The following is a 10988-nucleotide window of genomic DNA, read 5'->3' on the forward strand; positions in this document are numbered from 1 at the left end:
AGTTCCAGATCGGATCGGATAATGCACGGCGTGCGAGGAGAAACAGTGGGGATTGGGCAACAGCCGGGTGGCGCTCACGGCTCCTCCGGGGCGGTGCTCGCCGACCGTGTGACGGGCAGTGGCCCGCTGGCGGTGGCGGCCAGGCGGGTGCTCGCCTACATCGCGCTGACCAAGCCCCGGGTCATCGAATTGCTGCTCGTCGCGACGATTCCCACCATGCTGCTGGCCGACCGCGGCCACGTCGACATCCGGCTCATCCTGGTCACCCTGTTCGGCGGTTGGATGGGCGCGGCCAGCGCAAACACCCTCAACTGCGTCGCCGACGCCGACATCGACAAGGTGATGAAGCGGACCTCCAAGCGTCCGCTGGCCCGCGAGGCCGTGCCCACCCGCAATGCCTTCGTCTTCGGCGTCACCCTCGGCCTGGCCTCCTTCGCCTGGCTGTGGTGGCAGGCCAATCTGCTCTCGGGCGCGCTGGTCGTGGCGACCATCCTGTTCTACGTCTTCGTCTACACCCTCGGTCTCAAGCGCCGGACCTCGCAGAACGTGGTGTGGGGCGGGGCGGCCGGCTGCATGCCCGCCCTGGTCGGCTGGTCCGCGGCGACCGGAAACATCGGCTGGCCCGCCATCGTGCTGTTCCTGGTGATCTTCTTCTGGACGCCGCCGCACACCTGGGCGCTCGCCATGCGGTACAAGGAGGACTACAAGGCCGCGGGCGTGCCGATGCTCCCGGTCGTCGCCACCGAGCAGACGGTCACCAAGCAGATCGTCATCTACACCTGGCTGACCGTCCTGGCCACCTTCGCCCTGGTCCCCGCCGCCGGTGTGATCTACGCCGCCGTCGCGCTGGTGGCCGGCGCCTGGTTCCTGCTCATGGCCCACCAGCTGTACTCCGGTGTGCGCAAGGGCGAATCGGTCAAGCCCCTGCGACTGTTCCTGCAGTCCAACAACTATCTGGCCGTCGTCTTCTGCGGCCTGGCCGTCGACTCGGTGCTCGGCTGGCACACCCTCGGCCATACCCTCTTCGGCTGATCCTGACGCGCGTGTCGATTCGGCTCCCCGCCGTTCGATGACAGGGTAGGGGCGGAACCGCCGCCCGCTCACCCGAGAGGACCGCGTCATGCCGAAACTTCGCGTCCACAATTTCGCCGTCTCCTTGGACGGTTTCGCCGCCGGGCCCGATCAGGGCCCCGACGCCCCACTGGGGATCGGCGGCGAACGCCTGCACGACTGGGTCTTCCAGACCCGATACGGCCGCGAGATGATCGGCGAGAGCGGTGGCGACCTCGGCGCCGACAACGATCTCCTCGCCGCGGGCGACTGCGGTATCGGGGCCACCATCATGGGCCGCAATATGTTCGGCCCGATCCGCGGCGACTGGCCCGACCACTCCTGGACCGGCTGGTGGGGCGACAACCCGCCGTATCATCACGACACCTTCGTCATGACCCACCACCCCCGTCCCGCGCTTCCGATGCAGGGCGGCACCACCTTCCACTTCGTCTCCGACACCCCCGAAGCCGTCCTGAAGCAGGCTTTCGAAGCGGCCGGAGGCCGCGATGTCCGCCTGGGCGGTGGCGTGGGCACCATCCGCCAGTTCCTGGCGGCGGGCCTGATCGACGAACTGCACGTGGTACAGGTCCCGATCCTGCTGGGGTCCGGCGAACGGCTGTTCCAGGACATCGGCACCCTGCCCGGCTACCGCCTGTCGGACATGATCAGCACCAGGGCCGTCACCCACCTCTGGTTCACCGGGCAATAGGCCCGGGCGCACAGGACCTGTTCGCGCACCGGCTCATTCACCGGCGGCGGTGGGGCGGGGGACCGGACCGCGCAGGATCGCCGCCGCCTCGGTCCCGACGGCTTGTCGCAGTTGCTCGGTCGACATGTCGTCGAGTCCGACGGCATTGCGCAGGAACGGTTCGAACAGCTGCCAGCCGATCATGAACGCGGCCACATTCGCGACGGCCAGGGCGGCGTCCCGGTCGTCGGCATGCTGCGTGCGAGCCTGATCGACCAGGGATTCGATGACCGGGAACCGGCTCTGCATCTGCCCGACCGGGTAGCCGTCGAGGATCGCGCGGGCCAGCACACTCCAGTGCCGGCGCAGGCGCGGGTCGTCCGGTGCGAGCGCGCCCGCCGCGGCGAGCGCCGCGGTTTCGGTGGCCAGGTGATCGAGCACGGCCGTCACCACTTTGTCCTTGGCCCCGAGGTGGCGGAAGACCAATCCGTGGTTGACCCCGGCCCGGTCGGCGATATCCCGGATGGAGGTCGCGGCCGGACCGCGCTCGGCGAACAGGTCGGCGGCGTGGGTGAGCACGGCCGAGACCACGGCGTCGCGCCCGAGCGGTCCGCCTTCGTCCGACGAAGTCCTTGCGGCTGGTGTAGTCATTCGACTACGGTAGCGTACGTCAGGTGTAGTCAATTGACTGCAATCCGGGACAACCGTGCCGTCCAGCATTAGGCCGCGAGCGGCTACTGGCCGCAGACGCGGATCATGGAGCGCGCCTCCCTCATCGGCCCGCGCCTCAGCCGCTGACCCCGAGGTCGCCCGCCGATCGGGGGCGACCGTCCGAATGGCCTCCCCGACGACTCGCGGGGCATGTGATCGATAGCAGCCCTTCGTTTTCCGAGTCGATCATCCCACCCGGCCATGGCATCGGGAGGCGTACGAAGAGCGGTAGAACAGGCGGGGCGAATATTCGCTACCGCGGACTATGCCCAGCCCGTCAGCTCTCGTCGAGGACCTCGCGCAGTCGCTCGGCGAAAGCCTCCGGCTGCCCCGGGTAGCCGCCGTCGGGGCCGGTGAATCCGCCGTGGTGACTGGGGAACACGACCGGGCTGCTGCCCAGGATGGCCGCGGTGGCCTCGGCGGTGCGGCCGGTGAAGACGCCCTTGGACTCCTCGCCCACGGCGATCAGCACCCGCGTGCTCGCCGCCTGCAGCGCCGCGACATCGGGGGCATAGTCGGTCACCGCCCAGGAGGCTTCCGACAGCAGCGGGTCGTCGCGGGTGCCGTCGTCGATGGTGGGCATGCCGAACATGGCCGGATCGGCCGGCGGCTGGGCGAAGTAGGCGTCGGTGAGCTCGCCCTGCCACGACGTCCAGGCGATGAACGCCGCCATGCCCGCGAAGGATCCCTTGGCCTGGTACGCGTCGCGGACCGCGGCGCGGGCGCGCTCGGCGGCCGCGGCATCGTGCAGCACCGGGATCATCGGCGGCTCGTGCGCCACCAGCGTGGCCACATCGTCGGGATGCGCGGTGACCAGGGCCAGCGCGGTGACCGCGCCGCCACTGCTGGCGAACAGGTCCACCGGGCCCACGCCGAGCGCGGTGATCAGCGCGTGCACATCTTCGGCCTGCACGGTCGGCGCATTGTCGGTGCGCCCGTCCTTGCGGACGCTGCGGCCGAGCCCGCGCGGATCGTAGGTGATCACGGTCCGCTCCGGGAAATACGAAGCCAGCGTGGCGAATCCGTCGGCGGTCATGGGCTGGCCGATCATCATGAGCGGCCGGTGCGCGCTCGCGGACGGCGTCGGTCCCAGCAGGTCGTAGGCGAGATCAGCTTCGGGCGTTTCAAGGATGTGTTCGGTCATATCGATAAGGACGGTACCGCGCGGCGGAATTCATCGGTGGCTCCTCGGCGGTGTGTCACGATGGCGGAGTACGGCCGGGCCGACGAATGAGCGGTGCCGGCGCGGCATCTGGGCGCCCGGTGCGGCGGCGGAAGCCGATGGGCTCCTGGACTACTCGGTCGGCATCTCCTCGGCCGCACCGGCTTTCACCGGTTGCGGCGCCTTCACGGCCGCGGTCGCGGGTGATGTGGCCTACCTGCCGTGTGCCGACGGCACCATGGCGATTCGCACGACCGCCCCGGGCGCTGCCACGTGCTGTGGCGCACCACCACTCCCGCACCCCCCAGTGGTGGCCGCCGGGCGCGTCTGAGCGACCGATTGGCACGCCCGCACGCTCTACGCCCTCCGACCCGGCCGTCGGAAATGTGTTCGCCCAGTACGGAACCGGGCCGGCTCCGCACCTCGCCACCCGCGCAGTCGGAAACGGCATGCTCATCCTCGGCGCCACCGTCGGCGTGCAGACCATTCGGTTTCCCGGCCCCGCACCGGATTCCGGTGAGGGGAGCGGTCAGTTGCAGGGCTGCAACGGGAAACAGGCGGGTGCGATGGTGGTCGAGGGCAGCGTCGGGTCGACCGAATGCGGCGAGGTGGTCGTCTGGACGACCGCGGAGTGCGGCGGCTGTTGTTTGCCGGGCGTCGGCGTGGTCCGGCCCGTGCAGGCGATGGCGATCATCAGGATGATCACCGCGAGCACCAGGCCGCCGATGATCGGCAGATCCTTGCGACGCTTCTTGTCGGTCCCGCTCGTGGCCTGCCGCTCGTTCCACAGCGGGAACCTCTCGCGCTCCTGCGACGGACCGGAAGGACCAGGCTGCGACCAGGATTGGGGGCCCGGCCCGAAACCCGGCGGCGCGGGTTGACGCGGCTGCGGCGGTTGCCCGAACTGCGGCGCACCGGACGGTGCGGACAGGGGCTGAGTCGGTGCGGGCTGCGGCGGCCGCCCGGCCGCGGCCGCGCCCGGGATCGGTGTCGGAGGCGGTAGCGTGCCCCGGCTCGGCGCCTTCGGCTCGGACCTGCCCGCCAGCGCGCGGTAGGCCCGCTCGGCCGCGGTCGCCGAGGTGGCACCCGCGATCGCGGCCGCGGCGGCACTGCCTGCGCCGGTGCGGCGCGCCGGATCCTGTTGTACGGCAGGACGATCACCACCGCTCGCGGATTCAGCAGCGGGTCCCGGTTCGGCCGCGCCGGGGCCGCCCTCGGCGGAATGGACGGGCACCGACGGGACCGACGGCACCATCACCTCGGTCGGCCGGTTCGCGAACGGCAGGGGAGCGTCCCGTGCCGAGTCCGGCACCGGGAATCCCTCCGACACCAGATCGGAATAGGTTGCGGCTGCGGCGAACCCGAGCGCCCCCAGCGCCTGCCCGACCTGTCCCGCATCCCACGACGCCGGGGCGCCCTCGGCCAGCGTGGTGAAATAGGCGCGCAGCGAGGACGGCCCGTCGCCGATCAGCACGTCGATACCGGTGGGCAGCGCGCCCTTCTCCAGCTTCACACGACTGCCCAGTTGCGGCACCAGCAGCACCAGCCCGCTGACCGGTACATGCTCGCGTCCGGGCGCGGAACGCAATTGCCCGGCGAGGTCCACGGTCTGGCGGCGCACCCGCTCCAGCGGATCGGCGTCTCCGTCGATGGGTGCGGGCTTGCCGTCCACGGTCCACGGCTGATCCTGCGCGCACGCCAGCGTCCCGGTCACCCGCTCGGTGAATCCGTGCACGCCGACCACCACGCAGGTCTGCGGCGTCCACACCACCACATCGGCGTCCTGGCACTGCACGATGGCGATGCCGGGCACGGCGTGCGGTCCGCTCCAGGATTTGAGCCAGTTCACCACGGTGCGTTCGGTGCTCGACAGCCGCGACGGGTCGTCGTTACGGACCTTCACCAACATCCCAGAACCACCTCTGACCGATGCGCCTCTACCTGCCGGCCGCCCGAACCCTCGCCGCGACCACCTTACGGGGTCGCGGCACCCTCGTGTGGCCGAAAATGTTCGGTCTCAGCGAATCGTCTTGCGCGGCAGCATGATCATTCTGCACGGTCGGCCCAGGACTCGGGATTCCAGGGGCTTCGGCCCGATACGCCCGGAATGCGAACTCCGGCAGCTACCGCTCGGTAGGCGTGCTGCGGGATCCGACATATCCGTCGGGGCGGACGAGCACCCAGCTGCCGTCGGCCGCGTCGTAGGCCTGCTGCGCGTCACCCGCGGCGTCGGTGAATTCACCATTGCCGGAGGCGGATTCCGCCCGGACCACGCGCACGGTCCGCAGGTCCGTCACGGGGGATCCGGCGTGATCGGCCGTCGTGTCCGGGCCGAACAGCAGTAATGTGGCGTGGGGACCGCGGAACAGATCGAACAGCCGCACGGTCTTTCCGTTGGCATCGACCAGGGGTGCGTCGGGGGCGCGGTCACCGGCCCGGAGCCCCGCCGCATCGTCGCCGCTGTGCCGGTAGCTGATGTCGAGCTGATGGGTGCCCTCGCGATCCATGGCATCCGGATCACCCTTCACGGTCTTGTCGAGCAGCTCGCTGCTCAAGCCGAGGATCCGCGCGGCCACGGTGCGGCGCTCGGACTCGTAGCTGTCCAGCAGCGCCTCGCTCGCAGGCCCCGGATCGCGCAGCGCGGCTTCGAGTTTCCAGCCGAGGTTGTAGGCGTCCTGCACACCGGTGTTGAGCCCCTGCCCGCCGGTCGGCGGATGCACGTGCGCGGCGTCTCCGGCCAGGAACACCCGCCCGGCCCGATACCGCTGTGCGAGACGGACATTCGGCCGCCACACCGTCGACCAGGTCAGGTCGCTCAGAACGATGTCGTCACGGCGGGAACGCCGGGTGAGATGGTCCTGCAGGTCCGCCAGCTCGGTGCCGGACTCGGTGTTCAGGCCGGTCGCGAACTGGAACTTTCGCCCACCCGGCAGCGGCATCAGTGCGATGCCGTCCATGGGGGAGGAGCTGTCGGCGAACCAGTACCCGACCGAGTGATCGAGCGCATCCGCGCACAGGTCCCCGAGCAGCATGCGGATCGACTCGTCGGTGCTGCCCTCGAACGGAATCCCCAGCTTCTTGCGCACGACGCTGCGCCCGCCGTCCGCGCCGACCAGATAGTCGGCCCGCACGGTCCCGGTCGCACCCGCGTGCTCGAGCATTACGGTCACCCCGTCGGTGTCCGCGCTGAAATCGACCACGGCCGTGGCGGTTTCGACGCGCACCCCGAACTCGGCCAGCCGCTCGCGCAGCACCCGCTCGGTGTCGGCCTGGGCCAGTACCCACGGATTCGGGTGCGGCACCGCGGATGTGGGCTCCCGCCAAGCGCTCATCCGCCGCTCCATCACGAACTGCCCGTCCAGGTGCACCAGCAGCGGTGCCTGCGGCGCGCCCTGGGCGAGCACCGCGTCGAGCACCCCGAGATCGTCGAACACCTCGAGGGTGCGCGGCTGCAGCCCGTCCCCGCGCGACCCGGCGAAGAATTCGCCGGCCTTGTCGACAATGCGGACCCCGATGCCGCGACGGGCCAGATCGATGGCGAGGGCGAGCCCGGTCGGCCCGGCTCCCGCGACGAGGACCTGCGGATTCATGGTAACTCCAATACTGAATCTGAATTCACTGAATGTGAATTCAGTATTGTGGGTGGTACCTTCCGCTGTCAAGGAGGTGGATGGTGGCAGCCCGCCGCAGTGAGAAGTCGGCCGAGACCGAACAGGCGCTCAAGCACGCCGCCCGGCAGCTGTTCGCCGACCGCGGTTACCTCAACACCAAGATCACCGACATCACCGCGGCCGCGGGCCGGGCCGCGGGCTCGTTCTACAACCACTTCGCGAGCAAGGAAGAGCTGCTCCAGTCGCTGCTGAAAGACCTTGCCGACGAGAGCGATACCTCCGCCGAGGACCCGGCGCACACCGCCGACTTCACCGACCCGGAGTCGGTGCGCTACCACATCGCGAGCTACTGGTCCTTCGCCCGCACGAACTGGCCGGTCCTGCGCGCCGTCCAGCAGGCGGCCCTGGTCAATGACGACTTCGCCCGCATCGCAGCGCGTTTCGCCACCGAGCAGCGTGACGAGGTGGCCGACCACCTCGACGGTTTCGCCCCCGCCGGCCTGCGCCTACCCGGCTCCGCCGACGCCACCCTGGCGATGATGTTCGTCTCGGCCACCGGCCTGTTGCAGGCGGTGGAGGAGGGCGGCCTGGCGCTCACCGACGAGCAGGCCGTGGACGCCCTCACCCGATTCGTCTACCGCGGCCTCACCGGCCACGATCTCGACTGACGAAAACCTCAGGGCACCAACACGATCGAACCGGTGGTCCGGCGTCCCTCCAGATCCCGGTGCGCCTGCTCGGCCTGCGCCAGCCGATAGCTGCCGCCGATCCGGATGTGCAGCGTGCCGTCGGCGATGGCGTTCATGATCTCGCCTGCGCGCCACAGCAATTCGGCCCGATCCCGGGTGTAGTGCGCCAGCGTCGGACGGGTCACGAACAGCGAGCCCAGCGGATTGAGCCGCTGCAGATCGAACGGCGGCACCGGCCCGCTGGCCGCGCCGAACAGCGCCACCATGCCGCGAATCCGGGTGGCCGCCAGGCTGGACTCGAAGGTGGACGCGCCCACGCCGTCATAGGTCGCGGCCACGCCCGCCCCGTCGGTCAGCTCCCGTACCCGCGCCGCGATGTCCTCGTCGTAACCCAGCACCTCGGCCGCCCCGGCGTCCCGCGACAGCTTCTCCTTGTCGTCGGTCGACACCGTGGTGATCACCCGGACCCCGCGCGCTGCCAGCAGCTGCGTCAGGATCAGCCCGACGCCACCGGCTCCGGCGTGCACCAGCACGCTCTCGCCCGGCTCGGGCTGGTAGATCGACTCGATCAGATAGTGCGCCGTCATGCCCTGCAACAGCGCCGACGCCGCCACCGGCGCATCCACCCCGTCGGGCACCGGAATCGCCACGGCCGCAGGCACGACCACCTGCTCGGCGTAACCGGCCGGCGCGGCCGCCCAGGCCACCCGGTCCCCGACCCGGAACTCGGTGACGTCGGGCCCGACCGCGGTGACCACACCGCTGCCCTCGGATCCCGGAATGTAGGGCACCGCCTGCGGATACCGCCCGGTCCGAATGTAGGTGTCGATGAAGTTGATTCCGCTCGCCTGCGTCCGCACCAGCAACTGCCCGGGCCCGGCCTGCGGATCCGGCACCTCCACGTACCGCAGGACTTCGGGACCGCCGTGCTCGGAAACCTGGATGGCGCGCATGGAGTCAGTCTTACATCGCCGCGGCCACGCGGTGCGCGGCGGCTCGCGCAGTGTGAGATGCGCGGCGGTTCATGGACGCTGAATTACCCGTGGGTAAACTGCAGCGCATGAGCGCTACCACCGCCCCGGTATCCGAGAAGCTGTCGCCGTCCGTCGTGGATTCCGTGAAGGGATTCGTCGCCGAGCACGGCGGTTCCGCGACCGCGGTGCTGCAGCCCATCGGCCGCGTCGGCGTCCGCGTCACCCTGGTCGGCGCCGACGGCGTCCTGGGTGACCGCGTCGTCGGATCCATGGCGGCCGCCAAGTCCCTCGTGGAGACCGTGAACGGCCTGTCCGAGACCGAGGAGTGGGACCGCGAGCTCATCTCCAAGGTCACCCCGGCGAAGGGCCACTGGGCCAAGATGGCAGGCTGGGTCGCAAACCAGAAGCGATTCCCCAAGGCGCGCAACGAGAAGTGACCGCGCCCGCAGCCGGCGGGGGCGGAAAGGACCGGATCGACGTGTCAGGGCGTGTGACCAAGCAAGCGCAACTGCGTTCGGCGCTCACCACCCTGTGTGCGAATCTGCGTCCCGGTGAAATGCTGCCCAGCGAACGCCAGTTGTGCGACGACTACCGGGTCAGCCGCATGACCGTGCGCGAGGTACTGGGTCAGCTCGAATCCGAGGGCGTCATCACGCGCGTCCCCGGCAAGGGCACCTTCGTCGCCGAGCGGGTGGCCCGTTCCCGATTGCACATGGCCTCGTTCACCGACGACATGCGCCGGCTGGGCCGCACCCCGAGCACGGTGGTGCTGCACACCGATCATGCGGTGCCGCCGCCGGCCTCGGCGACCGCGCTGGGTCTGACCGCGAATACCAAGGCGTACCACCTGGTTCGGCTGCGGCTGGCCGACGGGCTGCCCATGTCCATCGACGACGGCTGGTACCGCGCCGATCTGCTGCCGGAGCTGCTGGATCACGAACTGACGCAGTCGCTCTACGCGCTGTTCTCCCACGAGTACGACTGCCCGATCGACCGCGCCGAGCAGAGCGTGCGCGCGGTGGCCGCCGATGAGCGGCACGCGGGCTGGCTGGGCACCGAAACCGGCTCGCCGCTACTGGCTTTCGACCGGATCTCGTATTCGCGCGATCGGGCCGTGGAGCACGCGCAGTCCTGGTACCGGGCCGATCGGTACCAGGTCTACATGACCGTCTCGGCCGAGGACAGCTGACCGGCCTCTCGGCAATGAACGAGCCGCCGCCCGATCGGGCAGCGGCTCAATCCTTTTCGGCTGGGTGCGCCTCTTTTCGACTGGTGCGGAGTCGTTCCCGTCTCACATGGAGAACAGCACCGAGCCCGTGGTGACCGGGCCGGTGAGGGCGTTCCGCGCCGATCCCGGGCTGCTGTCCATGACCACCACCGGCACGGCCGCGCTCAGGCCGAGGCGGCGAATGGCGTTGGGGGAGAAGCTGATCAGCGGATCACCCGCGGTGACCCGATCTCCCTCGGCCGCCTTCACCTCGAAGATGTCCGGCTTGCCGACGGTGTCGATGCCGACGTGCAGCAGCACGCCGGTGCCGTCGTCGGTGACGATGACCGCGGCGTGCGGGTGCAACTTCACGATCGATCCGGTGACAGGGGCGACCACGGTGGTGGCGGCATCGGTGTCGAGGGGTTCGATGGCCACGCCGGCGCCCACCATCTCGGCCGAGAAGACCGGATCGGGAACCTCGGACAGGGGCATGGCACGGCCGTCGAGCGGTGCGAGAATCTCGGTGCTCATGGCGGTCAGATGAGGTCGTTGATGTCTTCGGCCAGGGCGTCGGCGCTCGGCCCGACCACGACCTGAACAGCGTCACCCATCTTGACGACGCCGTGCGCCCCTGCGGCCTTCAGTGCCTTCTCGTCGACCAGGTTCGCATCCTTCACCTCGCAGCGCAGGCGGGTGATGCAGCCCTCCACCTCGACAATGTTGCCCGCGCCACCCAGTCCGGCGATGATCTGATCCACTTTCGACATTTTTCCTCCGTGCGTGTCGAGTAGACAAAGCTGGTTATAACCAGTATATGTCTGGTTATAACCAGTGACGCTAGCTGACAATGAACAGTACGCGTGACTCCATTCACAGACTGAGGACCATCC

General features: G+C 69.6%; 12 protein-coding genes. 5 read left to right on the top strand and 7 right to left on the bottom strand.

Annotation, left to right across the window (positions count from 1 at the left end):
- Positions 1–45 precede the first annotated feature (45 nt).
- Together ACQP1O_RS15620 and ACQP1O_RS15625 are read left to right on the top strand one after the other, a co-directional pair.
- A complete protein-coding gene (locus ACQP1O_RS15620; protein WP_433566499.1) occupies positions 46–1032 on the top strand; it encodes a heme o synthase in 987 nt (328 codons plus the stop codon).
- Positions 1033–1120: 88 nt separating this feature from the next.
- On the top strand, positions 1121–1762 hold the full coding sequence (locus tag ACQP1O_RS15625; protein ID WP_433566500.1) for a dihydrofolate reductase family protein: 642 nt from the start codon (positions 1121–1123) through the stop codon (positions 1760–1762).
- A 33-nt stretch (positions 1763–1795) separates the two neighbouring features.
- On the opposite strand, the gene ACQP1O_RS15630 is transcribed toward ACQP1O_RS15625, so the two are convergent.
- The 4 genes from ACQP1O_RS15630 to ACQP1O_RS15645 all read right to left on the bottom strand — a co-directional run bounded on the left by ACQP1O_RS15630 (position 1796) and on the right by ACQP1O_RS15645 (position 7204).
- Positions 1796–2392 carry a helix-turn-helix domain-containing protein gene (locus tag ACQP1O_RS15630; RefSeq protein WP_433566501.1) on the bottom strand — a complete coding sequence of 199 codons (597 nt, stop codon included), beginning with the start codon at positions 2390–2392 and terminating at the stop codon, positions 1796–1798.
- A 337-nt stretch (positions 2393–2729) separates the two neighbouring features.
- The gene (locus tag ACQP1O_RS15635; protein WP_433566502.1) at positions 2730–3596 is read right to left on the bottom strand and encodes an alpha/beta fold hydrolase; all 867 of its coding nucleotides are present in this window, start codon (positions 3594–3596) and stop codon (positions 2730–2732) included.
- A gap of 547 nt (positions 3597–4143) precedes the next feature.
- Positions 4144–5523 carry a hypothetical protein gene (locus tag ACQP1O_RS15640; protein WP_433566503.1) on the bottom strand — a complete coding sequence of 460 codons (1380 nt, stop codon included), beginning with the start codon at positions 5521–5523 and terminating at the stop codon, positions 4144–4146.
- A 214-nt stretch (positions 5524–5737) separates the two neighbouring features.
- The gene (locus ACQP1O_RS15645; protein ID WP_433566504.1) at positions 5738–7204 is read right to left on the bottom strand and encodes an FAD-dependent monooxygenase; all 1467 of its coding nucleotides are present in this window, start codon (positions 7202–7204) and stop codon (positions 5738–5740) included.
- An 80-nt stretch (positions 7205–7284) separates the two neighbouring features.
- Between ACQP1O_RS15645 and ACQP1O_RS15650 the strand changes: the two genes are divergently transcribed.
- On the top strand, positions 7285–7893 hold the full coding sequence (locus tag ACQP1O_RS15650; protein WP_433566505.1) for a TetR/AcrR family transcriptional regulator: 609 nt from the start codon (positions 7285–7287) through the stop codon (positions 7891–7893).
- An 8-nt stretch (positions 7894–7901) separates the two neighbouring features.
- Here ACQP1O_RS15650 and ACQP1O_RS15655 read toward each other — a convergent pair whose 3' ends face one another.
- Positions 7902–8867 (bottom strand): quinone oxidoreductase family protein, encoded by a 966-nt coding sequence (locus ACQP1O_RS15655; protein ID WP_433566506.1) that lies wholly within the window; start codon positions 8865–8867, stop codon positions 7902–7904.
- Between the two features lie 107 nt (positions 8868–8974).
- Between ACQP1O_RS15655 and ACQP1O_RS15660 the strand changes: the two genes are divergently transcribed.
- Positions 8975–9325: a hypothetical protein gene (locus ACQP1O_RS15660; protein WP_433566507.1), complete on the top strand. Its 351-nt coding sequence runs from the start codon at positions 8975–8977 to the stop codon at positions 9323–9325.
- A gap of 41 nt (positions 9326–9366) precedes the next feature.
- Positions 9367–10077 (top strand): GntR family transcriptional regulator, encoded by a 711-nt coding sequence (locus tag ACQP1O_RS15665; protein WP_433566508.1) that lies wholly within the window; start codon positions 9367–9369, stop codon positions 10075–10077.
- Positions 10078–10179: 102 nt separating this feature from the next.
- Here the strand turns inward: ACQP1O_RS15665 and ACQP1O_RS15670 are convergent, their stop codons facing one another.
- Positions 10180–10629, bottom strand: a complete 450-nt coding sequence (locus ACQP1O_RS15670) for a PTS sugar transporter subunit IIA (RefSeq protein ID WP_433566509.1) — start codon at positions 10627–10629, stop codon at positions 10180–10182.
- A gap of 5 nt (positions 10630–10634) precedes the next feature.
- On the bottom strand, positions 10635–10865 hold the full coding sequence (locus tag ACQP1O_RS15675) for a glucose PTS transporter subunit EIIB (protein ID WP_379387209.1): 231 nt from the start codon (positions 10863–10865) through the stop codon (positions 10635–10637).
- Positions 10866–10988: the final 123 nt, after the last annotated feature.

Origin of the sequence: Nocardia sp. CA-151230 (genome assembly GCF_050942175.1) — a bacterium.
Taxonomy (GTDB): domain Bacteria; phylum Actinomycetota; class Actinomycetes; order Mycobacteriales; family Mycobacteriaceae; genus Nocardia.